This window comes from Aminobacter sp. P9b (assembly GCF_045345995.1).
Classification (GTDB): domain Bacteria; phylum Pseudomonadota; class Alphaproteobacteria; order Rhizobiales; family Rhizobiaceae; genus Aminobacter; species Aminobacter niigataensis.
The window spans coordinates 437,519-460,705 of record NZ_CP150082.1; the positions used below are offsets into that span (position 1 = coordinate 437,519).

A 23,187-nucleotide genomic window follows, 5' to 3' on the forward strand; every position below is an offset into this window, starting at 1 on the left:
CGAGAGATTTTCAACCTGACGCAGGGTTTTGCTCGGCCGCCCAAGCGTGTTTGCTAGGCGGCCATCAATCGGAGGACCAACCATGACAGAACTGACGCTGGCCAAGGCCAACGCCATCATCGCCACCGCGTTCGAGCTGGGCGGCAAGAGCAACTTCAAGCCGCTCGGCATCGCCGTGCTCGACGCCGGCGGCCACCTGCTCGCCTTCCAGCGCCAGGACGGCTCTCCGTTCATCCGCGCCGAAGTCGCTTCGGGCAAGGCCTATGGCGCGCTCGCCGTAGGCTCAAGCTCGCGTGCACTCGGCGTTGCCGCGGTCGAACGGCCGCATTTCTTCCAGGGGCTTTCAGCGGTTTCCGGCGGCAAGATCGTGCCGGTTCCGGGCGGCGTGCTCATCCGCAACAAGGATGGCGCCGTGCTCGGCGCAGTCGGCATCTCCGGCGACACGTCGGACAATGACGAACTGGCGGCGATGGCCGGCATCGAATCGGCCGGCTTCATCGCCAAGGTCTGAACGGCGAGCGCGTTCCCTTGGGGGACGCGCTCCTACTCGCGTCCGAACGTAACGTCCCGGTTGGCCGAGCGGATCGACACCGAGAAGCCGGCCAGCACGTCGAGCAGCGCGATCACCATCAATATGAAGAAGACCGAGCTGGTGGCGCCGCGCACCAGCAGGAACTCGACCAGGAACGCAACGAAGACAAAGGTCGAGAGCAGGTGATCGACGACCGAGGCGCTGCCCGTGCGGGTCGCCTTGACGATCTCGACGAAGAAAAGCAGCAGCGCCACCACGATCAGCAGGTCGCCGAGAGTGAGCGCGAAACTGCCGCCCGACATCATTCCCAGCGTGAGAATCTCGGTCGCCCAGGGGTTGCCATCGGGGCCGCTGCCGAACAGGCCGGCGACGCCGGCATTGTAGAGAATGAAGGGGATGATCAGTAGGGGAATGCCCGCGAGCATGGACCGGTCTCCGCGTTGCGCCGGCACCTTCTAGAATCCCCAGCCGCCTTGGCGTCAAGAGATTTCAGCACCATCCGGACACGCAAAAAGAAAGGACCGGCTTGAGCCGGTCCTTTCTTGATAGGCGTGCTAAGGAAAAGCCAATCAGCTTTCCTTGGAAAAGCTGTCTCAGCTTTCCTTCGGCGTCAGAACCTGGCGACCGCGATACATGCCGGTCTTCAGGTCGATGTGATGCGGACGGCGCATCTCGCCGGAATTCTTGTCCTCGACATAGGTCGGGGCCTTGAGCGCGTCGGCCGAGCGGCGCATGCCGCGCTTGGACGGGGAGGTTTTTCGTTTCGGAACAGCCATGGATATACTCCACCAATCGGTCAAATGACCCTCCGCCCTCGTGAAAGGGCCGCGCAAGGGCCGGAAACTGAGAAAGTTGGCGAGCCTATACACGGCGAGACGGAACTTGACCAGCCCGAAGCGACTCTTTTTTCGGTCGCGGCCAGCGTCTTCCTAGTTCAGGCACTGGACATAGGCACCGGCCTTGCCGGCCCGGCGCTCGATGACCGTCGCCAGGCGCCTCAGGCCCGGGCCGGCCTTGGCCGGGTTGCGTGCCGCCGGGTTGGGCAATGTCACGGCAAGCAGCGCCGCCTGGCGGCGGGAAAGCTGGCTCGCCGGCTTGCCGAAATAATGCTGCGAGGCGGCCTCGATGCCGTAGATGTTGGGCCCCCATTCGGCGATGTTGAGATAGATTTCCATGATGCGGCGCTTCGGCACCAGGGCATCGAAATAGATCGCCAGCGGCAGCTCGACCACCTTGCGCAGGAAGGAGCGGCCGTTCCAGAGGAACAGGTTCTTAACAGTCTGCATCGGAATGGTGGAAGCGCCGCGGGTCGCCTCGCCGTCCAGGGCATCGCTGATGACGCCCTTGAGTTCGCCCAGGTCGACGCCGCGATGGGTGCAGAACTGCCCGTCCTCCGACATGATGACCGAATGCGCCAGCACCGGGGCGATGTCGTCGAGCGCCACCCATTGCCGGTCATAGCCCTGCAGGGTGACGAGGTCCTTGATCATCAAGGTCGAGATCGGGCGAACGACGGGCGGTATGTAGAGGACGGTCAGCACGACCGGCAGCGCGGCCATGATGGCGACAGTCAGCACGCCGAGCCGCACCCAGCGGCGCAGACCCCCACGCGAGAACATCCCGCGTCGTGCAGCTGCCATGTCCAGCCTTTCGGTTTCCGGCTCTATGATCGGTTCCGCCAACCCGTCCGCCCTTGCCTCTCAGCCTCTCGGCATAAAGGCGCTTGGCTTCTTGCGCAACGTCTGACTGTCGGCTACCGCTCGCCGCCATGACGAACGACAGCCATATCCTGTTCGAAGCCGCCCTTCGCATGCGCGCCGACACCGTCGAGACCGAGCTCCGGCTTTTGCTCGACGACCGCATCCTGCCCGGCGAGATTGTACGGCCCGCCCACCTGATGGCCGCCATGCGCCACGGCGCGCTCAACGGTGGCAAGCGGCTGAGGCCATTCCTGGTGCTGGAAAGTGCCGCGCTGTTCGACGCCGACGGCGACGCAGCCCTTCGTGTCGCCACGGCGCTCGAATGCGTGCACTGCTATTCGCTGATCCATGACGACCTGCCGGCGATGGACGACGACGACCTGCGTCGCGGCCAGCCCACCGTGCACAAGGCCTTCGACGAGGCGACCGCGATCCTGGCCGGTGACGGCCTCTTGACCCACGCCTTCGACATCATCGCCGACGAGACCACGCCACTGCCGGCGGAACGCCGGGCGGCGCTGGTGCTGGCGCTGGCCCGTGCTGCCGGTCCCGGCGGCATGGTCGGCGGCCAGGCCCTCGACCTCGACGCCGAACGCAACAAGCCCGACGAGGCCGGCATCATTCGCCTGCAGGCAATGAAGACCGGCGCGCTGATCCGCTTCGCCTGCGAGGCCGGCGCCATCATTGCCGGCGCATCCACGGCGGACCGCGAAAGGCTGGCCGAGTTTGGGTCGGCGATCGGCCTTGCCTTCCAGCTCGCCGACGATCTGCTCGACCTCACCGCCGATGCCGAAACCATGGGCAAGGCCACAGGCAAGGATGCTGCTGCCGGCAAGGCGACGCTGGTTTCGCTGCACGGTGCCGACTGGGCCCGGTCGCAGCTGTCCGGACTGGTCAGCCAGGCCCATGCCCTGCTTGAACCCTATGGCGAGCGCGCAATCATGCTCAAGGCGGCCGCAAGTTTCATCGCCGAACGCAACAGCTGATCCGGGAGCGGATCTTCAGGCACTACTTTGACGACCAGTTTAGCGGGTCAGAAACTCTTAATGTTAATGGTGTCTATTCCGGCTCTGTAAAATTGTGCGTATGTGTTGGGGTTGCGCATGCCGGAGCACTCGTCGTTCATCCGTTCGATACGGATCAGATACCTTTCGGGTCTGCTGATCTTCGCGCTTACCTCGATGGCCGTGATGATGGCCTTCAGCCAGGGCAACGCCTACCGCCGCGATGTCGATGCCATCGCCAGCGAGCTCCTGTCGTTCACCCGCGACCTGCGCAACGCCACCAACTTCGCCGAGACGACGACCACCGCCTGGCGCCCCGAAACCCGCGATGCCTTGATGGCTGCCGGGCGCAACCATGCGGCACGGCTCGAAGCCGGCATCGACAACCTGACCGGCGCCATCAACTCGGTACGGCCCCAGCTGGCGCAAAGCTCGTTGCGCGAGATCGACAGCGCCTCGGTCAACGGCGACCTGTTCTGGTCGGCACGCGATATCGCCCGCAATCTCGGTGCCCTGGCCACGGCCCAGAGCCCGGACGAATGGAGCTATCGCGAGATCCGCAACCAGAACGACCTGTTCGCCCAACCCATGCTGTTGCGCGCCAGTGCGGCAATGGAAAAAGAGCGCCGCTTTGCCGAGGCCCGTAGCGACAGGCTGCTGATGGCAGCGGCCGCCCTGCTGGTGCTGGTGATAGGCGGTGTCGCGATTTGGGTCTTCCGGCCGATGGAGCACGCCATCCGCAAGGCGTTTGCCGAGAGTGCCGAGTCGCTGTCCAAGGCGGAGGCCGCCGACCGCGCCAAGTCGGAATTCCTCGCCAATATGAGCCACGAGATCCGCACGCCGATGAACGGCGTACTCGGCATGGCGGAGCTGCTGGCCCGCACCGACCTGACCCCGCGCCAGAAGACCTTTACCGATGTCATCGTCAAGTCGGGCAATGCGCTGCTCACCATCATCAACGACGTGCTCGACTTCTCCAAGATCAACGCCGGCCAGCTGACGCTCGACCCCGCCCCTTTCCATCTTGGCGAGGCCGTCGAGGACGTCGCGACGCTGATCTCTGCGCGTGTCGCCGAAAAGAACCTCGAACTCATCGTCCGCATCGATCCGCGCCTGCCGACGCATGTGATGGGCGATGTCGGACGTTTCCGCCAGATCATCACCAACATGGTCGGCAACGCCGTGAAATTCACCGAGCGCGGTCATGTCCTGGTCGACGTCTCGGGCGAACTGGTCGGCGATACGGTGGCGCTGAAGGTGCGCGTCGAGGACACAGGCATCGGCATTCCCGCAGACAAGCTGCAGAGCGTGTTCGAGAAGTTCGCCCAAGTCGACGGCAGCTCGACCCGCCGCCACGAGGGCACTGGCCTCGGCCTTGCCATCGCCGCCCGCCTCGTCGACCTGATGAGCGGCCATATCGGCGTGGAAAGCGAGCTCGGCAAGGGCTCGGTGTTCTGGTTCACCGCCTTGCTGCCGCTGTACGAGGCGCAGCAGGCGAGCAGCGCGGTGCCGGTCGATGTCACCGGCGCGCGCGTGCTGGTCATCGACGACAACCCGGTCAACCGCGAGATCCTGCTCGAACAGCTGAAGAGCTGGGGCTTCGACTGCGCCGCCGCCGAAAGCGGTGCCATCGGCCTCGCATTCCTCGACCGCGCCGCCCAGCTCGGCGCCAGCGTCGACTGCGTCATCCTCGACTACCAGATGCCGGGCATGAACGGCGCCGACGTCGCCAAGGCGATCGCCGCCGACAGCCGCACAGCCTCCATACCCGTGGTGCTGCTGACTTCGGTCGACCAGGTCGATTTCGGCCGCATGGTGCTCGATTTCGGCATCGCCGCGCATTTGACCAAGCCGGCGCGCTCCGCCGTGCTGCTCGGCACGGTGATCGCAGCGGTGCAGAAGGCGCGGTCGCAGGCAGGCCGCACCGAGTTCGTGCGCGAACCGGTCCGCCAGGCCTCGCCGGCCTTCACCGTCATCCGCGGCCCGGCGCCGGCGCCGCTCGCCCAGCCGGAACCGGCGCCGCTGCAAAGCGGTGGGCTCGACGTGCTGGTGGCCGAGGACAACGAGGTCAACCAGCTGGTCTTCGGCCAGATCCTCTCCGGGCTGGGTCTCAGCCACCGCATCGCCGGCAACGGCCGCACGGCAGTGGAGATGTATCGCACCTTCAAGCCGAAGCTGATCCTGATGGATGTCTCGATGCCGGAGCTGAACGGCTACGAGGCGACGCGTGCCATCCGTGCCGAGGAAGCGGCCAATGGCAGCCGAACGCCGATCATCGGCGTGACCGCCCATGCGCTGAAGGGCGACCGCGAGAAGTGCCTCGACGCCGGCATGGACGACTACCTGCCCAAGCCGGTGTCGCCGGACAAGCTCGGCGCCAAGATCGGCACCTGGCTGAGCGAGAGCGCCGAACTGGTGCGGTCGGCCTGACGAGCAAGATCGATCGGCGCGGGATCCCGCGCCTTTATGACTTTCCTATTTCTTGGGGCGTTCGCCTCTCTCGAATCCTGATGTCGCAGCTTCTAGCTTCCCGAGCGTGCCCGACGGCGGCAATTCCTGCCGAACCGGCAAGCAACAAGGAAGACCGAGATGCTTCGCACCCACATTCCGGACCGGTTCGTCAGCTCTGAAGTCGCTGACACGGTCGGGCAGCAGGCCAAGCCCGTCACCGGCCAGACCGAACCCTTCATGTTCACCCGCCTGTTCTTCGTCACCGGCGTGCTGCTCGGCAGCCTGGCGCTTGCCGCCATGCTTTCCAGTTGACGGCCGCCGGCCATGAACATCTCCGACGTCCTGCAGCCCGACGACGTCATCCTTGGCTTCCAGGCCGAAGGCAAGACGAGGCTTCTCAAGGAAATGGCACGGCACGCCGCAGCGCGCACCGGCGCCAGCGCCGCCGAAATCACGACGGCGCTGGCGTCACGCGAAAAGCTCGGCTCCACCGGGTTGGGACAAGGCATTGCCATCCCGCACGCAAAGCTGAGCGGCCTGCAGAGACCGTTCGGCGCCTTCGTCCGGCTGGTAACGCCCTGCCCTTTCGAGGCCATCGATGACCAGGATGTCGATATCGTCGTGCTCTTGCTTTTGCCGGAAGCCGCGCCGCGTGAATATCTCAATCTGCTGTCCAGGATCGTCCGGACGCTGCGCGAGCCCGGTCTGGTGGCAAAACTGCGCCAGGAAAACGATACCGCAATCGTCTATCGTCGTCTGCTCGTCGCCGAGCGAACGCCATCGGCCGCCTGAAGGGGCTTCAACGGTTCCTGACGACGAGGCAGGAACCGCCGACGCTGCGCAGCTTCTGGCAGACGACCGCAGCCTCGCCGCGATCGTCGGCGCCGATGCGAACGGCATAGATGCCGCGGCGGCCGATCGGCGTCCGCACCCGGCTGACGACGGGGTCATGCGATGAAAGCAGCGCCGGGAAGCGCCTTTCGAGGCGCTGCCATTGCTTGATGGCCGCCGAGCGTCGGAAATTGCCCGCGACCTGGATGCCCCAGGGCTTCACATGCACGCTCGCCATGGCGACCGTCGACGACATGATGACTGGCAAATTGCGGCAGGCGACGATGAACGCCATCTTCGGATCGAGCGGCCGGTTGGTGCCGGCATAGGTCTTGTCGGAAAAATTGTCGGCCGGCTCGCCCATGATGTCGAGCACGTAGTCCTCGGTTTCGAGCGGCAGGAAACCGCCCGACGACAGCCAGCGTGCGACGCGGTTTTCGCCGGCATTGTAGGCCGCGGCCGCCAGTCCGAGATTGCCGAAGCCCGATCTGAGTTCGCCGAGATAGCGCGCCGAGGCGGGGATCGCCTGATCCATGTCGAAGGGATTGGCGAGGCCGCGCATGCGAGCGGTACCGGGCATGAACTGGGCTATGCCTTCGGCGCCCGCCGGGCTGACCGCGTTCGGGTCGAAGCGGCTTTCCTTCCAGATCAGCCGGGCGAAGAACTCGCTGGGCAGGCCATGGCGCCTGGCGTGGGTGTCGATCAGGTCGCAGACGCGGGCGACATGATCCTTTTTGCGCGGGCGCGGCGGATCGGCGAGCGATGGCACACACAGGGCCAGGGTGACGAGGAAAGCCAGCGCTGTCCCCGCCAGGCTGCGCATCTTTATTCGGCCGCCGCCCTGCCGCCGCCGAAGCGCCGCTCAATATAGTCGGCAACCATCTTCTCGAAATCGGCGGCGATGGCGGGGCCACGCAGGGTGGCGGCCTTCTTGCCGTCGATGAAGACTGGCGCGGACGGCGTTTCGCCGGTGCCCGGCAGCGAGATGCCGATATCGGCATGCTTGGATTCGCCAGGCCCGTTGACGATGCAGCCCATCACCGCGACCTTGAGCTCCTCGACGCCGGGATATTTCTCGCGCCAGACCGGCATGTTCTTGCGCAGGTCTTCCTGGATGGTCTGGGCCAGTTCCTGGAACACGGTCGAGGTGGTGCGGCCGCAGCCCGGGCAGGCCGCGACGATCGGCACGAACTGGCGGAAGCCCATGGTCTGGAGCAGTTCCTGCGACACCTGCACCTCGCGTGTGCGATCGCCATTCGGCTCCGGTGTCAGCGAGATGCGGATGGTGTCGCCGATGCCCTGCTGCAGAAGGATGCCCATGGCCGCCGACGAGGCAACGATGCCCTTGGAGCCCATGCCGGCCTCGGTCAGGCCGAGATGCAGCGCGTGGTCGGAGCGGGCGGCAAGCATGGTGTAGACGGCGATCAGATCCTGCACCTGGCTGACCTTGGCCGACAGGATGATCTTGTCGCGCGAAAGTCCGATCTCCTCGGCAAGGTCGGCCGAGATCAGCGCCGACTGCACGATCGCCTCGCGCATCACCTGGTTGGCGGTGAGCGGCGAACCCTTCTCCTGGTTCTCGTCCATCAGCCTGGTCAAAAGGTCCTGGTCGAGCGAACCCCAGTTGACGCCGATGCGGACCGGCTTGTCGTGGCGGATCGCCATCTCGACGATGTCGGCGAACTGCTTGTCCTTCTTGTCCTTGAAGCCGACATTGCCCGGATTGATGCGGTATTTCGCCAGCGCCTCTGCGCAGGCCGGATGGTCGGCCAGCAGCTTGTGGCCGATGTAGTGGAAGTCGCCGACCAAGGGCACGTCGATGCCGAGGCGGGCCAGCCGGTCGCGGATATGCGGGACGGCGGCAGCGCTCTCGTCGCGGTCGACCGTGATGCGTACGATCTCCGAGCCGGCCCGATGCAGCGCCGCCACCTGGGCCACCGTCTTGTCGATGTCGGCGGTGTCGGTGTTGGTCATCGACTGCACGACGACCGGCGCCTCGCCACCGACGATCACGCCGCCGACGCTGACGCCGACCGATTGGCGGCGAGGAAAGGGAGAAGAAAAGTAGCCGGTCATCGGACGGCCTTCTTAAGCTCGAGATATCAGCGCCTGAGGTGGCGCGCACTGGTTGCGATGTCAATATCGCAGGAGGTCGCGCCCGCCAAGGGCGGCCGTCACTAGCCCGCAATCACGATGATTTCAGGGCTGTCAGGACGTGCGGGCGAACGATCCCAGTCGCCATACCACTCGACCTCGGCGAAACCGGCCCGGGCGAGCGCTTCTGCCAGTTGGTCACGCTCGATGAAGCGCAACTCGCTCGGCGTCACCACCTTGTCGCCATCGGCAAATCCGAAATGCGTCTCGAAGCGAACGAACTGGCCTTCGACCGAGGTCACGTCGTAGTGGACATCGACCGGGCCGACACCATCCACCTCCACACGCGTGGACGTATCTGCAGCCGTCCATTCTTCCCATTCGCGCACTGCCGGATTGCGCGTCTCGAAGACCAGTCGGCCGTTCGGCGCGAGATGACGGCGCAGATTGGCCAGCGTCGCGGCGATGGCTTCATCGGTGAGAAATACCTGAAACACGTGGCCGGTCATGACGATCAGGTCGAAGCGTGCGTCCGTCGCAAGTCCGGCCGCGTCGCTTTCGATCCACGCAACCACATCGCCTCCAGGCCTTGCGCGGGCGATGGCCATCATGCCGGCGGCCGGATCGGCGCCTGTTACCCTGTGGCCGCGGCGGGCAAATTCGACAGCGAGCAGGCCGGTGCCGCAGCCCATGTCGAGGATCGTCCTGGGATTGTCGCCAGCGACATCGAGATAGAAATCCGTGTCCCTGCCGGCAGGATTGAGGGCGTCATAGACGGAGGCAAGACGCAGGTCGCTGTAGCTCTGGTCGGTCATGGCGCGATGAGTGGCCAACCGGACCGTGCTTGTCAACGAACGGACAGCCGCTCCACCTCGCCGACCCGCTTAACAGCAACGGCGATTGGGCTATGATGGGGTCATTCCATGGGGGGATGCCATGCCGATGATGCTTCGCGGACCCGCACTGTCGCTCGCCCTTGCGTTCGGCCTGTTTGTCGCCGGACAGGCTTTTGCCCAGGCCATCGAGCCCGGCAAGGAAGGCGAACTTGCCAATTTCATTCCGCCGCAGTCAGGGGCACGCGCCTGCTTCGGCCGCGCCTACGATGCCGCGCATCTGAAGAACCACCCGAAGCAGCAGGTGACGGAAATGCAGTTCCGCATCGCCTACTACATCCACGATCCGGACGAGTTCGCGGCCAAGGGCCAGCGCAACTACTATTTCCAGATCCTGGCCAGGCTGCGCGATGCTCAACAAGGCAAGCCACTGACCGCCATGGGCGAGTGCAGCGTGGCGGACGACGGCAAGTCTATCTTTTGCGGCGTCGACTGCGACGGCGGCGGCGTGATCGTCAAACGAAACGGCGCCGACAAGGTGCTCGTCGATCTCGAGGCGCTCGGGCGGCTGCGCATGACGCTCGACTGCGGCGAGGACGAAGCCAATGCGTTCGAGCTGACGCCAGGCGCGGACGACAAGCGTTTCCTGTTGTCGAAAATGCCTCAAGCCAAGTGCCCGGCCTACGACGACTGGTAGGGTTCAACGGGCCGCTCGCCCCACAATTTCACGAAACCGTGCTGCGGCGATGCTTTTATTGCGCCGCACAGCACGTATATGTTGCATCGCAATATAGGCATTTCGGAAGGACCCACTCGTCATGACCACGACCAGAACCGCCATCGTCACCGGCTCGACGTCCGGCATCGGCCTCGCCATTGCCGAGGCATTCGCCAGGGACGGTTTGAACGTCGTCCTCAATTCCTTCTCGGATACGCCGGCCGACCACGCGCTGGCGGAAAAACTCGCCAAGGAGCACGGGGCAAGAGTGGTCTATATCAAGGCCGACATGTCCAAGGGTGCGGAGTGCCGCGACCTCGTCGCCAAGGCCGCCGCGCGGTTCGGCTCGGTCGACGTTCTGGTCAACAATGCCGGCATCCAGCATGTCGCGCCGGTCGAAGAATTCCCGACCGAGAAGTGGGATGCGATCATCGCCATCAACCTGACCTCGGCTTTCCATACGACTGCAGCCGCGATTCCCCTGATGAAGAAGGCCGGTGGCGGCCGCATCATCAACATCGCCTCCGCCCACGGCCTGGTCGCCTCGGCCTACAAGTCGGCCTACGTTTCGGCCAAACACGGCATCATGGGCCTGACCAAGACCGTGGCGCTCGAAGTCGCACTCGACAAGATCACTTGCAACGCCATCTGCCCGGGCTATGTGCTGACCCCGCTGGTCGAGGCGCAGATCCCGGACCAGATGAAGGCGCACGGCATGGACCGCGAGACGGTGATCCGCGAGGTCATGCTCGACCGCCAGCCGACCAAGGAATTCGTCACCGTGGAGGAGATCGCGGCGACCGCAGTCTTCCTTGCCTCGCCGGCAGCCGCACAGATAAACGGCACGCACATCTCGGTCGATGGTGGCTGGACCGCCCAGTGACCGCCCAAAAGGAACAACACGCCATGACTGGAAACGGCAAGGCGGAGGAGACAAAGCCGATCAACATCGCGCTGCAGGGCGGCGGCTCGCACGGCGCCTTCTCCTGGGGCGTGCTCGATCGCTTGCTGGAAGACGGGCGCCTCGACATCAAGGCGGTGTCAGGCACTAGCGCAGGCGCGATGAACGCGGTCGCGCTTGCCGACGGCTGGGTCCGCGGCGGTGCCGACGGCGCCCGCGCCAAGCTCGCTGACTTCTGGCGCGCGGTGGCTCGCAAGGGGCGTTTCAGCCCGGTGCAGCGCTCGCCCTGGGATGTGTTGTGGGGCAACTGGTCGATCGAGAACACGCCCGGCTACATCTGGTTCGACACCATGTCGCGGGTGTTCTCGCCCTATGTCGCCAACCCGATGAACCTCAACCCGCTGCGCGACGTCGTTGCCGAGGAGATCGACTTCCGCAACGTGCGGGCCTGCAAGGAGATCGACCTGTTCATCTCGGCCACCAATGTCGAGACCGGTCAGCTGCGCGTCTTCAGCGACGGCGAGATCGACCTCGACACCGTCATGGCCTCGGCCTGCTTGCCGCAGATCTTCCAGGCGGTCCAGATCAAGGGCGTGCCTTACTGGGATGGCGGCTACGGCGGCAATCCGGCGATCTATCCGTTCTTCAAGGCCAACGACAGCGACGACGTGCTGCTTGTCCAGATCAACCCCGTGATCCGCGAGCAGACGCCGAAGACGGCCAACGAAATCCAGAACCGCATTGACGAGATCACCTTCAACGCCGGTCTCCTGCGCGAATTCCGCGCCATTGCCTTCATCAAGGAACTGATCGCTGCAGGACGCTTGCCGGAAGGTGAATTCCGCGACATCCGCATGCATCGCATCGATGCCGACGAGGCCTTCAAGGATCTTTCGGCGTCCTCGAAGGTCAATGCCGAATGGGCATTCCTCGAATACTTGCGCGACCTTGGCCGCACATCAGCTAGCGACTGGCTGGAAGACAACTTTGATTCGGTCGGCAAGCGCGCCACGCTCGACCTGTCCGGGCAACTCGACGACGGTTTCAAGCCGTTGCGCGGACCTTCCGTCGGCCGCCGCGTACGTGAATTCCTGGCCACCAGAACGAAGCCGGCTGCCGTGCGGCAACACAACTAGGCCGGGAAACCGGGGCTTTCCGCGGCAGCAACCGCAGCGTGCTGACAGCTCCTGCCAGTTTTGTCAGGATGATATTTCCATTACTTTTTATCACTATTTTGCGATGCACATTTGATGTAGAAGACGCCCTTCCGCCCCTTTGCCCCCGCGGCGGATTGAATGCGGCATTGCGCGCCACCATATCGGGACGACGCGCCAGGCAAGATCGCGGTGAGCCGCAACCGTCCTTAATGGATATAGCGACAATGTCGAAGATTAGGTTCCATAAGCTTGCAGCCTTGGTCGTGCTCGTCGGTTTCGCCGCCTGGATGGGCACCGGCAAATTCTCGTCGGTGGGCAGTGCACAGCCATCTCCTGATGAAAAGCCTGTTCAGGCCGAACAGCCCAAGGCGCCGCTGCGCACCGTGATGGTCGTGGCGCCACCGCGACTGGACCATGCCCGTGCGATACGTATCTCCGGCCAGACCGAGGCCAACAAGCGTGCGACACTGGCAACGCGTGCCGCCGGCATAATTGCCGAACTGCCGGTCAAACAGGGCGATCACATCAAGCAAGGCGACCTTGTACTGATGCTCGACGCCGAGGAAAAGACTGCCGCCGTCGACACGGCCAAGGCCGTGCTCGTCCAGCGCAAGGCTGAATGGGAAGCCACCGAAAAGCTGATGAAGGCCGGCTCGGTCGCGAAATTGCAGGCCGATAGCGCATGGTCCAACTACCAGACCGCGCTGTCGCAGCTGCAGGCGGCGGAGTCCGAACTGTCGCGCAACCAGGTCAAGGCGCCTTTCGACGGCGTCGTCGACCGCGTTGCGGTCGAGCTTGGCTCCTCCGTCATCCAGGGCGGCGAAGTGGCCACGATCCTGAACCTCGATCCGATCCTGGGCAAAGGCGAGATCAGCGAACGCGACCTGCGCTACGTCAAGATCGGCGACGAAGCGGAAGTGAAGCTGGTCAATGGCGAGGTCGTGAACGGCAAGGTGCGCTACATCAGCCGTGACGCCACGTCCCAGACCCGCACCTTCCCGGTGGAGATCGCCATCCCGAACGCCGATGGCGCGATCCCCGCCGGCATGACTGCCGAGATTACAGTGCGCGCCAAGCCGGTGGATGCCGTGATGCTCCCACGTTCCGTAGTGACGCTGGGCGAAAATGGCGACCTCGGCATCCGCGCCGTCGATGGCGCCTCGAAGGTGGTCTTCTACCCGATCGACCTTGTCGACGACACGCAGAACGGGCTGGTGCTCGGCGGCATTCCTGCCACCGCACAGATCATCATCGCCGGCCAGGACCTGGTCAAGGAAGGCGACGAGGTGAAGGCCGAACCGGCCAACGAGGCCGTACTTAAGAAGCTCGCCGAAGATGCGACCGGGACGCAGTAAAAAATGGATATCGTCAAGCTTGCGATCCGCAATGCGCGACTGACCCTTTCGGTCCTGCTTTTCCTCGTTATCGCCGGTACGCTCGCGTACCGCGCCGTGCCGAAGGAAGCCGAGCCGGACGTCGCCATTCCGATTATGTATGTCAGCCTCGTCTATCAGGGTATCTCGCCTGAGGACGCCGAGCGCCTGCTGCTGAGACCGGTCGAGTCACAGCTCAAGAACCTCAAGGGGCTCAAGGAGATGAAGTCGAACGCCTATCAGGGCGGCGCCAACGTCATCGTCGAGTTCGACCCGTCGGTGGATCTGGGTGATGCCCTGATCGACACCCGCAACAAGGTGCAGGACGCCAAGCGCGACCTGCCGGCCGGCGTCGAGGAGCCGACGGTCAACGAAGTGAACCTGTCGGAGTTTCCGGTCCTGGTCGTCACCCTGTCGGGCGACGTGCCCGAGCGGGCGCTGACCGCTGCCGCCAAGGTGTTGCGCGACCAGATCGAGGAAGTACCCGGCGTGCTCGAAGGCACGCTGCAGGGCTCGCGCGACGAACTCGTCGAGGCGATCATCGATCCGGTCAAGCTGTCGTCCTATGGCCTGCAGCTCGACCAGATGATCCAGGGCATCGGCCAGTCCAACAGCCTTGTCGCCGCTGGCGCCATCGAAGGCTCGGAAGGCAAATACGCCGTCAAGGTGCCGGCACTGATCGAAACGCCGGAGGACGTGGCGCGCCTGCCCGTGGTGGCGACGCCGAATGCCGTCGTGCGCGTCCAGGATCTGGCCACGGTCCGCTCGACCTTCAAGGATGCCGAGACGATCACCCGTCTCGACGGCAAGCCGGCAATCGCCATCGAGGTCAAGAAGCGCATCGGCGCCAACATCGTCGAGACGATCGACGGTGCAAAGGCCGTCGCCGACGCGTTCGTCAAGACTGCGCCGGAAGGCATGAAGGTCACCTACACCCAGGACAAGTCGGTCTTCGTCAACCAGCTGCTGAACGACCTGCAGAACCACGTGCTGATTGCCGTCATCCTGGTCTTCATCGTCATCCTCTATGCGCTGTCGGGCCGGGCTTCGCTGCTGATCGGCCTCGCCATCCCGTCGTCGTTCCTGATGGGCATCCTGGCGCTGGCGCTGATGGGCTACACGATCAACATGATCGTGCTCTTCAGCCTGATCCTGGCCGTCGGCATGCTGGTCGACGATGCGATCATCGTCACCGAATTCGCCGAACGGCGCATGTCGGAAGGCATGCCCAAGGAAGAGGCGTTCGAACTGGCCGCCAAGCGCATGGCAGGTCCCGTCATTGCCGCCACCATGACCCGTATCGCGGCGTTCTCGCCGCTGCTGTTCTGGCCCGGCATCATCGGCGACTTCATGAAGTATCTGCCGATCACGCTGATCGTCACGCTGGCAGCGTCGATGGCCTATGCGCTTATCTTCGCGCCGACCATCGGCGCCCTGTTCGCCAAGGCACCGAAGCATCATGAGGACGACCTCAAGGACGGCGTCTACATGGGGGTCGTCAAGAAAGCGGTCACCTATCCGATCACCGCGCTGGTGCTGACGGTGGCCCTGCTCACCGGCGGCACCTATGCCTATGTCAAGTTCGGCAACGGCGTGGAGTTCTTCCCGACGGTCGAGCCAGACTATGGCTTGCTCTACGTCCATGCGCGCGGCAACCTCTCGCTCGCAGAGATGGACGCCGCCACGCTCGAGGCCGAAAAGCGGATCCTCGGCTGGCCGGGCATCAAATCGGTGTACACCCGCTCCGGCAAGAGCCGCGGCGGCCAGGACATCCCCGAAGACGTCGTCGGCGTGATCCAGTATGAGTTCGTCGACTGGCGCGAACGCAAATCGGCGCATGTCATCCTCGACGAACTGCGCGCCACGATGGCCGGCATCCCGGGTGTGGACGTCGAAGTCCGCGTTCCTGACGCGGGACCGCCGACCGGCAAGGCGATCCAGGTGCAGCTTGCGGCCGTCGACCCGACGGGCCTCAACGACTACGCCAAGGACGTCGCGGCGGCGGTCGCCAAGGTACCCGGTGTCATCGACATCTCCGACGGCCTGCCTCCGCCCGGCATCGACTGGGCGCTGGAAGTCGACCGTTCCAAGGCGGCCCAGTATGGCGTCAGCCCGACGGCGGTCGGTACCGTCGTGCAGCTCGTGACCACCGGTCTCAAGCTCACCGACTATCGCCCGGCCGGCGCCGACGATGCCGTCGACATCCGGCTGCGGCTGCCGGAGGACCGCCGCACGCTTGCCGCGCTCGACCAGTTGCGCATCGTCACCCCGCAAGGCTCGGTGCCGATCTCGAACTTCGTCTCGCGCAAGCCCGAGCCGACGGTCGGTGTCCTGAACCGCATCGACGCCAAGCGTACGATCACCATCCAGGGCAACGTCGCCTCCGGTTACCAGGTTGCCGCGGTGCAGGCCGAGGTCACCAAGGTGGTCGAGCAGATGGCCCAGCCGGGAATCGACTGGAAGCTGGCCGGCTCCAACGAGGACAGTGCCGAGGCCAGTGCGTTCCTCGGCAACGCCTTCGGCGCGGCGATCTTCCTGATCTTCATCGTGCTCCTGGCGCAGTTCAACAAGTTCACCAGCGTCATCCTGGTGCTGACCTGCGTTGTCATGGCGACGGTGGGTGCGCTGCTCGGCATGCTGTTGACCGGCCAGTCCTTCGTCATCGTCATGTCGGGCATCGGCATGATCGCGCTGGCGGGCGTGGTGGTGAACAACAACATCGTGCTGATCGACACCTACGACAGGTTGCGCGACGAAGGCTGGAACAAGCTCGACGCCGTGCTCCAGACGTGCCGTGAGCGTGCCCGTCCGGTGGTTCTGACGGCGTTGTCTGCGATCCTCGGGGTGCTGCCCATCGCATTCGGGCTTGGCCTGGAGATCTTCCATCATGAGACGACGATCAATGCGCCGTCGACCCAGTGGTGGATCGCGCTGTCGTCGGCAATCGTCTTCGGCCTGTCCTTCGCCACCGTGCTGACGCTGGTGGTGACGCCGGCGATGCTGATGGTGTTCACCCGCGAGAAACGCAAGCCCGGCCAGCGCGGCTGGTTCGGCAGGCTGTTCAGCTGGGGCAGGGATCGTATCTCCAAGGGAACCGCCACGCCGGCGGAAACCAAGGATGCCGAACCTGAGGTCGCCTTCCCCAAGGCCGCCGAATAAACATTCTGCAATCAGGTTGAAAAAGGCCGCCCGGAACGACCGGGCGGCCTTTTGCGTTGCTGCCTTGATGCAACACGAAATTGCGAGGCACCAACAATGACCATCTCGACGCTGCTTTTGATCATCCTGATCCTGATCCTGCTCGGCGCAGTGCCCGCATGGCCCCATTCCCGCGGCTGGGGCTACGGCCCTTCCGGCATCGTCGGCGTGTTGCTCGTCGTGCTTCTGGTGCTGATGCTGATGGGCCGCATCTGACCGCACTGGCCGGCGGCCTTGCTGCGATCGAAGCGGCGCAGGCTCAAAGCTGCGCGCGTTGATGCTGGACCAGGGGGCGGCCGAAAAGCGAGCCTCCTCGGGCCGTAACGCTAGAGTGAGAGGGCCTGCTATTCGGCCGGCGCAGTCTGAGGCATGGCCCTGAAATCGGCGTGACGGGCCAGCCCCGCCATCAGGCAGACGACCACCAGGAACCCCGACAACGTCACGAAGACAGGCGCGAAGCCGACATGCCCGGCAACGAAGCCTATCCCCGACGGGGCAACCAATATGCCGGAATAACCCATGGTCGTTACGACGCTCATGCCGATGTTCGACGGCACGCCCGGCTGGTTGCCGGCGGCGGAAAAGGCGATCGGCACCATGTTGGCCACGCCCAGCCCGCAGAAGGCGAATGCCGCGATCGCGACCCATGGGTTCGGCGCAAGACCCGCCGCGAGCATGCCGCACGCCGCGATGAGCGCCGACACGCGCAGCGTCGTCACCGCGCCGAAGCGGTTGCGCACGCCGTCGCCGAGAAACCGCATCAGGGCCATGATGCCGGAGAAGGCGGCGAACGCGAAGCCAGCGGTGGCAATGTCGGCGCCGAGTTCCTGCTTGAGATAGAGCGCTGCCCAATCGAGCACGGCGCCTTCCGGGATCATCGAAAACAGCGCCATGATGCCAACCAGGTAGATGGTGGGAAGTCGCGGCAAGCGGAAGTGATGGTGCTCATGCGCCACCGGCTTGTCCTCGCCGATCAGGTGAGGCAGGGCGAATGCCGTCATCGCCGCGGCCGCGACGGTGACGAACATCGCATGCGGCAGATGACCGAAACTGAGGATGAAGATGCCGCCAAGCCCTCCGCCGGCAAAGCCGCCAAGGCTCCAGAAACCATGCGACGACGACATGATCGCGCGCGACAGCTTCCTTTCGACGGCCACCGCATTGGCGTTCATCGCCACGTCCATGGCGCCGATCGACCCGCCGAAGATGAACATCGTGACGGCCGCCACCCAGACATTTGGCGAGAGCACCACCAGGAGCAGGGCAAAGACCACGATCCAGGCAAAGCCGATCACCACCGGCCGCGAACCCCGCTTGGTCATCAGGTAGCCGGAGAACGGCATTGCCGTCAGCGCACCGAGACCGAACACCAGGATCAGCAGGCCGAGCACGAACTCGCTGATCTCGAGCCGCGTCAGCAGCAGCGGGATCTGCGGCGCCCAGCTTCCGGTGATGAAACCGTTGATGAAGAAGGCAGCAGCTACGGCCCAGCGGGCCCGGCTGGCAGGGGCGGTTGTGTCGGTGGCGTCCATCGCCGCGTCTCCTAGCACATGGATCCGGCACCTGAAATCGATTTCAGATCAGCGTGAGCGGCGGATTCAAAATGTTACCGCGCTTGCACCGGGCGGTGTGCGCAGATGTCGGGTCACCATGAATTTAAATCGATTTAGCATAGGCTCAAGCTGTAAGTGGAGGCAATCATTGGGCCAGACGGTTAACCAAGGTTAATTTTTGCCCGAATTCCGTCCAATAGCCGTTGTACGCGAACTTTCGAGGAATGGCGGCGGACAGGCAACACTTTCCGCTCGCGCGCTTGGTTCCGCTCTATGCATGCTTGCGCGGGTTGGGGGTCGATGCCGGCTGGACGCCGGGTCGCACCGTTGTGGAGTGTTGTACCATGAATACCCTAGCTTTCCGGCGCGCCGGAATACCAAGTCGCCTGGCCGAGCAACTGCGCCAGTCGGGCGCCAGCCTGCCCTCCAGATCAGGCATCGCGCTCGTGGTGGGCGCAGCCGCCGTGGCGGTTGCGCTGGCCGGTTTCCTGATCATAGGCACTTCGGAGCCGGACCCGACCCAGACGGCTGCCGTGCCGCCCCGCGTGACGCAGCCCCAACCGGTCAGCCCCGCGCCTGTAGCGCAAGATGAGAAGCCGGCCGCCACAGTCCAGCCCAGCCAACCCGCATCGTCGAAACTGGCGGCAGCCCCGCTGATTTCAGGGGAGACGCCGAAGGCCCAATTCAGCCCTTCACCGCCCATCGTGTCCAACGTGCCCGACAGCGCGACGGGACCGGACGAGCGCAGTTCTGGCACCGTCGCCCTGGCCGATACAAGCGTGCCGGCAACCGCCGAGGCTCCCGATACCTCCGACACCGCGTCGATTGTCCCTGACGGCCTGCGCGGAACGCTGGACGTGCAGGTCGCCGAAACCGAGGCGGAAATAGCGATGCTCGAAGCATCGACCGGAATGATTGACGCGACCGCAGCCATCGAAGGGCCCCTGCCCGACATGAGCCCGGCTAAGGCCGCGAAATATGCCAACCTGCGCGACGGCCCCGCCGATGAAGCGAAGGTGATCGTGGTGGTGCCGGCCAATGCCGCCATAGAAGCCGAGACCGGCTGCAACTGGTGCACCGTCGTCTACAACGGCCAGCGCGGCTACATGTTCAAGAGCCTGATCCGCCGCAGCGTCAAGGAAGAGGCCGCCGCCGGCCAGGGCTTGTTCTAGAACGGAAGCAGGACAGGCCGGGCGACGTCGAACGTACCCGGCCTGCACTTGTCAGCCGTAAACGACGAGCAGGTCCTTGGCGTCGATCTGGTCGCCGGCGCGCACCAGCACTTCGGCGATCGTGCCGTCGCGCTCGGCGTGCAGTGCGGTTTCCATCTTCATCGCCTCGATCGACAGCAGCACGTCGCCGGCCTTGATGGGCTGGCCGGCCGCGACGGCGAGCGTCGAGACGACACCCGGCATCGGCGCGCCGATATGGGCATCATTGCCGGGCTCTGCCTTGCGCCTTGCCTTGGAAGCGGATGCGCCATGCGCCCGATCCGGCACCTTGACGCGGCGCGGCTGGCCGTTGAGTTCGAAGAACACCGTCACCATGCCCTTTTCGTCGACATCGCCGACGGCGAGGCAGCGGATGACCAGCGTCTTGCCCTTCTCGATGTCGACGAAGACCTCGTCCTCGGGCTTCATGCCGTAGAAATAGACCGGCGTCGGCAGCACGCTGACCGGGCCATAATTGTCCTGCGCGCCGACGAAGTCCGAGAACACCTTCGGATACATCAGGAAGGAAGCGAACTCGTTTTCCGAGAGCTTGCGGCCGAGCTTGGTCTCGACGTCGCTGCGGTTGGCCTTGAGATCGGCCGCCTTGAGCAGCGAACCGGGGCGAGCGATGATCGGCTTCTCGCCCTTCAGCACCTTCTTCTGCAGCGCTGCCGGCCAGCCGCCGGGCGACTGGCCGAGATCGCCACGCAGCATCGACACGACCGAGTCCGGGAAGGCAATGTCCTTGGCCGGGCTCTCGACATCGGCGACGGTGAGTTCCTGGCTCACCATCATCAGCGCCATGTCGCCGACGACCTTGGACGACGGCGTTACCTTGACGATGTCGCCGAACATCAGGTTGACGTCGTGATAGGCCTGAGCCACCTCGTGCCAGCGGGTTTCGAGGCCGAGCGAGCGCGCCTGTTCCTTGAGGTTGGTGAACTGGCCGCCCGGCATCTCGTGCAGGTAGACTTCGGAGGCCGGCCCCTTCAGGTCGCTCTCAAAGGCGGCATACTGGTTGCGTACGGCTTCCCAATAGAACGAGATGCGGCGGATCCATTCGGGCGCCAAGCCCGGATCGCGATCTGAGCCGCGCAGCGCCTCGACGATCGAGCCCAGGCAAGGCTGCGAGGTATTGCCCGAAAAGGCATCCATTGCCGCGTCGATGGCATCGACACCGCTCTCCACCGCAGCCAGCACCGTTGCCGCCGACAGGCCCGACGTGTCGTGGGTGTGGAAATGGATCGGCAGGTCGGTCGCCTCGCGCAACGCCTTGAACAGCACCCGCGCCGCCGCCGGCTTGAGCAGGCCGGCCATGTCCTTGACGGCAATGATGTGAGCGCCGGCGGCCTCGAGTTCCTTGGCCAGCCCGACGTAATATTTGAGATCGTACTTGGCGCGGTTCGGGTCGAGGATATCGCCGGTGTAGCAGATTGCCGCTTCGCACAGCTTGCCCTCGGCGCCTACGGCATCCATCGACACGCGCATGTTGTCGACCCAGTTCAGGCAGTCGAAGACGCGGAACAGGTCGACGCCGCCGGCCGCCGCCTGGCGCACGAAATGCTGGACGACATTGTCGGGGTAGTTGGTGTAGCCGACGCCGTTGGCGCCGCGCAGCAGCATCTGCAGCAGGATGTTCGGTGCCGCCTGGCGCACCTTGTCCAGCCGCTCCCACGGATCCTCGGTCAGGAAGCGCATGGCGACGTCGAATGTCGCCCCGCCCCAGCATTCGAGCGACAGGAGCTGCGGCAGCGCCCGCGCGTAGGTGCCTGCGATCCTGGCGATGTCATGGGTGCGGACACGGGTGGCGAGCAGCGATTGATGGCCATCGCGCATCGTCGTGTCGGTGATCAGCACCTGCTTCTGGCCGCGCATCCAGGCGGCGAATTTCTCCGGGCCAAGATCATCGAGCCGCTGCTTGGTGCCGTCCGGGATCGGGCCGGTGAACCAAGGCACCACCGGCGCAGCCGCTTCCGGGTTGGGCAGTGCGCGGCCACGCGTTTCCGGGTGGCCGTTGACGGTAACGTCGGCGAGATAGTTGAGCAGCTTGGTGGCGCGGTCCTGGCGCTTGACCTGGGCGAACAGTTCCGGCGTCGAGTCGATGAACCTCGTCGTATAGGAATTATCGTGGAAGGCCGGGTGCGTGATGATCGCCTCGAGGAAGGTCAGGTTGGTCGCCACCCCGCGGATACGGAACTCGCGCAGTGCCCGGTGCATGCGCGCGATGGTCTCGTGCGGTGTCGGCGCCCAGGCCGTGACCTTCTCCAGCAGCGGGTCATAGAAACGAGTGATGACCGCGCCCGAATAGGCCGTGCCGCCGTCGAGGCGGATGCCGAAGCCGGTGGCGCCGCGATAGGCGGTGATGCGGCCATAGTCGGGAATGAAGTTCTGCTCCGGATCCTCGGTCGTGATGCGGCACTGCAGCGCGTGGCCGTTCAGCCTGATGTCGGCCTGGACAGGCACGCCCGATTCCGGCGTACCTATGGCGAAGCCGTCGAGGATGTGGATCTGCGCCTTGACGATGTCGATGCCGGTCACCTGCTCGGTGACGGTGTGCTCGACCTGGATACGCGGATTGACCTCGATGAAATAGAACTTGCCGGTATCGGCGTCCTGCAGGAACTCGACCGTGCCGGCGCCGATATAGGCGGTGTCTCGCGCAAGCTTGAGGGCATAACCACACAGCTCCTGGCGCAGTTCCTCGCTGAGATAGGGCGCAGGCGCCCGCTCGACGACCTTCTGGTTGCGGCGCTGGATCGAGCAGTCGCGCTCGAACAGGTGTACCGCATTGCCATGCGTGTCGCCGAGGATCTGCACTTCGACGTGGCGGGCACGCTCGATCAGTTTCTCCAGATAGACCTCGTCCTTGCCGAACGCCGCCTTGGCCTCGCGCTTGCCTTCCACCACTTCGCGGACGAGGTCGGCCTCGCTCCGAATGGCGCGCATGCCGCGGCCGCCGCCGCCCCATGACGCCTTGAGCATGACCGGATAGCCGACCTGTGCGGCAAGCCTCTTCACCTCGTCCATGTCGTCAGGCAGAGGATCAGTGGCTGGAATGACCGGCACGCCGACTTCGATCGCCAGATTGCGCGCGGCAACCTTGTTGCCAAGCCGGCGCATCGTTTCGGCCTTCGGTCCGATAAACGTGATGCCGTTTGCAGCGCAGGCATCGACGAATTCGGGGCTTTCCGACAACAGGCCGTAGCCGGGATGGATCGCGTCGGCGCCCGACAATTTGGCGACGCGCATGATTTCTTCGATCGACAGGTAGCTTTCGATCGGCCCCATGTCCTTGGCAAGATGCGGACCGCGCCCGACCTGGTAGCTTTCGTCGGCCTTGAAGCGATGCAGCGAGTATTTGTCCTCTTCAGCCCAGATCGCCACGGTTTTGATGCCCAGCTCGTTGGCCGCGCGGAACACGCGAATGGCAATTTCGGATCGGTTGGCGACGAGGATCTTGCTGATCGGCACGAAAACACTCCAGAAACCGGATATTTAAGAGGCGGCGCATGATTAGCGGGAAAATGCTGCGGTGCAACCGAAATCACACCCCCTTAAATCGATTTAATTTCCGCAGCGTCAGATAGATATTTTTTCCACGGCCACAAAAAAATGCCCGGCGCAAAGCGCC

Annotated in this window: 20 protein-coding genes; 12 read left to right on the top strand and 8 right to left on the bottom strand. The window is 64.5% G+C overall.

The window, feature by feature from the left end; genetic code table 11:
* Positions 1 to 82 precede the first annotated feature (82 nt).
* Positions 83 to 511, top strand: a complete 429-nt coding sequence (locus WHT83_RS02275) for a GlcG/HbpS family heme-binding protein (RefSeq protein ID WP_406872845.1) — start codon at positions 83 to 85, stop codon at positions 509 to 511.
* Positions 512 to 543: 32 nt separating this feature from the next.
* Here the strand turns inward: WHT83_RS02275 and WHT83_RS02280 are convergent, their stop codons facing one another.
* The 3 genes from WHT83_RS02280 to mtgA all read right to left on the bottom strand — a co-directional run bounded on the left by WHT83_RS02280 (position 544) and on the right by mtgA (position 2,172).
* The gene (locus WHT83_RS02280) at positions 544 to 957 is read right to left on the bottom strand and encodes a hypothetical protein (protein WP_108606486.1); all 414 of its coding nucleotides are present in this window, start codon (positions 955 to 957) and stop codon (positions 544 to 546) included.
* 168 nt (positions 958 to 1,125) lie between these two features.
* Positions 1,126 to 1,308 (bottom strand): 50S ribosomal protein L32, encoded by a 183-nt coding sequence (gene rpmF, locus WHT83_RS02285; RefSeq protein ID WP_008834724.1) that lies wholly within the window; start codon positions 1,306 to 1,308, stop codon positions 1,126 to 1,128.
* A gap of 153 nt (positions 1,309 to 1,461) precedes the next feature.
* Positions 1,462 to 2,172 (bottom strand): monofunctional biosynthetic peptidoglycan transglycosylase, encoded by a 711-nt coding sequence (mtgA, locus tag WHT83_RS02290; RefSeq protein ID WP_183262746.1) that lies wholly within the window; start codon positions 2,170 to 2,172, stop codon positions 1,462 to 1,464.
* Between the two features lie 128 nt (positions 2,173 to 2,300).
* Here mtgA and WHT83_RS02295 point away from each other — a divergent pair, with 128 nt between their 5' ends.
* The 4 genes from WHT83_RS02295 (at position 2,301) to WHT83_RS02310 (ending at position 6,479) form a co-directional block, all read left to right on the top strand.
* Entirely contained in the window at positions 2,301 to 3,218 is a 918-nt protein-coding gene (locus tag WHT83_RS02295) for a polyprenyl synthetase family protein (RefSeq protein ID WP_406872846.1), read from the top strand.
* A gap of 117 nt (positions 3,219 to 3,335) precedes the next feature.
* Positions 3,336 to 5,666 (top strand): response regulator, encoded by a 2,331-nt coding sequence (locus tag WHT83_RS02300; protein ID WP_406872847.1) that lies wholly within the window; start codon positions 3,336 to 3,338, stop codon positions 5,664 to 5,666.
* Between the two features lie 159 nt (positions 5,667 to 5,825).
* The gene (locus WHT83_RS02305; RefSeq protein WP_406872848.1) at positions 5,826 to 5,999 is read left to right on the top strand and encodes a hypothetical protein; all 174 of its coding nucleotides are present in this window, start codon (positions 5,826 to 5,828) and stop codon (positions 5,997 to 5,999) included.
* A 12-nt stretch (positions 6,000 to 6,011) separates the two neighbouring features.
* On the top strand, positions 6,012 to 6,479 hold the full coding sequence (locus WHT83_RS02310; protein WP_406872849.1) for a PTS sugar transporter subunit IIA: 468 nt from the start codon (positions 6,012 to 6,014) through the stop codon (positions 6,477 to 6,479).
* 7 nt (positions 6,480 to 6,486) lie between these two features.
* On the opposite strand, the gene WHT83_RS02315 is transcribed toward WHT83_RS02310, so the two are convergent.
* The 3 genes from WHT83_RS02315 to WHT83_RS02325 form a co-directional block, all read right to left on the bottom strand.
* A complete protein-coding gene (locus tag WHT83_RS02315; protein ID WP_183262750.1) occupies positions 6,487 to 7,341 on the bottom strand; it encodes a lytic transglycosylase domain-containing protein in 855 nt (284 codons plus the stop codon).
* Positions 7,342 to 7,343: 2 nt separating this feature from the next.
* Entirely contained in the window at positions 7,344 to 8,594 is a 1,251-nt protein-coding gene (ispG, locus tag WHT83_RS02320; protein WP_183262751.1) for a flavodoxin-dependent (E)-4-hydroxy-3-methylbut-2-enyl-diphosphate synthase, read from the bottom strand.
* 101 nt (positions 8,595 to 8,695) lie between these two features.
* Positions 8,696 to 9,427, bottom strand: a complete 732-nt coding sequence (locus WHT83_RS02325) for a methyltransferase domain-containing protein (RefSeq protein ID WP_406872850.1) — start codon at positions 9,425 to 9,427, stop codon at positions 8,696 to 8,698.
* Positions 9,428 to 9,548: 121 nt separating this feature from the next.
* On the opposite strand from WHT83_RS02325, the gene WHT83_RS02330 reads away from it, so the two are divergent.
* The 6 genes from WHT83_RS02330 to WHT83_RS02355 all read left to right on the top strand — a co-directional run bounded on the left by WHT83_RS02330 (position 9,549) and on the right by WHT83_RS02355 (position 17,008).
* A complete protein-coding gene (locus tag WHT83_RS02330) occupies positions 9,549 to 10,142 on the top strand; it encodes a hypothetical protein (protein WP_406872851.1) in 594 nt (197 codons plus the stop codon).
* 121 nt (positions 10,143 to 10,263) lie between these two features.
* Positions 10,264 to 11,046 carry a 3-hydroxybutyrate dehydrogenase gene (locus WHT83_RS02335; protein ID WP_406872852.1) on the top strand — a complete coding sequence of 261 codons (783 nt, stop codon included), beginning with the start codon at positions 10,264 to 10,266 and terminating at the stop codon, positions 11,044 to 11,046.
* A 23-nt stretch (positions 11,047 to 11,069) separates the two neighbouring features.
* Positions 11,070 to 12,200 (top strand): patatin-like phospholipase family protein, encoded by a 1,131-nt coding sequence (locus tag WHT83_RS02340; protein WP_406872853.1) that lies wholly within the window; start codon positions 11,070 to 11,072, stop codon positions 12,198 to 12,200.
* 245 nt (positions 12,201 to 12,445) lie between these two features.
* Entirely contained in the window at positions 12,446 to 13,576 is a 1,131-nt protein-coding gene (locus WHT83_RS02345; protein ID WP_406872854.1) for an efflux RND transporter periplasmic adaptor subunit, read from the top strand.
* A gap of 3 nt (positions 13,577 to 13,579) precedes the next feature.
* Positions 13,580 to 16,753, top strand: coding sequence for an efflux RND transporter permease subunit (locus WHT83_RS02350; RefSeq protein WP_183262757.1), 3,174 nt, complete (start codon positions 13,580 to 13,582; stop codon positions 16,751 to 16,753).
* A 96-nt stretch (positions 16,754 to 16,849) separates the two neighbouring features.
* Positions 16,850 to 17,008 carry a DUF3309 family protein gene (locus WHT83_RS02355; protein WP_108606475.1) on the top strand — a complete coding sequence of 53 codons (159 nt, stop codon included), beginning with the start codon at positions 16,850 to 16,852 and terminating at the stop codon, positions 17,006 to 17,008.
* Between the two features lie 128 nt (positions 17,009 to 17,136).
* Here WHT83_RS02355 and WHT83_RS02360 read toward each other — a convergent pair whose 3' ends face one another.
* Positions 17,137 to 18,324 carry an MFS transporter gene (locus tag WHT83_RS02360; RefSeq protein WP_318763466.1) on the bottom strand — a complete coding sequence of 396 codons (1,188 nt, stop codon included), beginning with the start codon at positions 18,322 to 18,324 and terminating at the stop codon, positions 17,137 to 17,139.
* Between the two features lie 365 nt (positions 18,325 to 18,689).
* Between WHT83_RS02360 and WHT83_RS02365 the strand changes: the two genes are divergently transcribed.
* Positions 18,690 to 19,517, top strand: a complete 828-nt coding sequence (locus WHT83_RS02365) for an SH3 domain-containing protein (RefSeq protein ID WP_406872855.1) — start codon at positions 18,690 to 18,692, stop codon at positions 19,515 to 19,517.
* Between the two features lie 51 nt (positions 19,518 to 19,568).
* Here WHT83_RS02365 and pyc read toward each other — a convergent pair whose 3' ends face one another.
* Complete coding sequence (pyc, locus tag WHT83_RS02370; protein ID WP_108606472.1) at positions 19,569 to 23,027, bottom strand: pyruvate carboxylase; 3,459 nt, start codon at positions 23,025 to 23,027, stop codon at positions 19,569 to 19,571.
* Positions 23,028 to 23,187 lie beyond the last annotated feature (160 nt).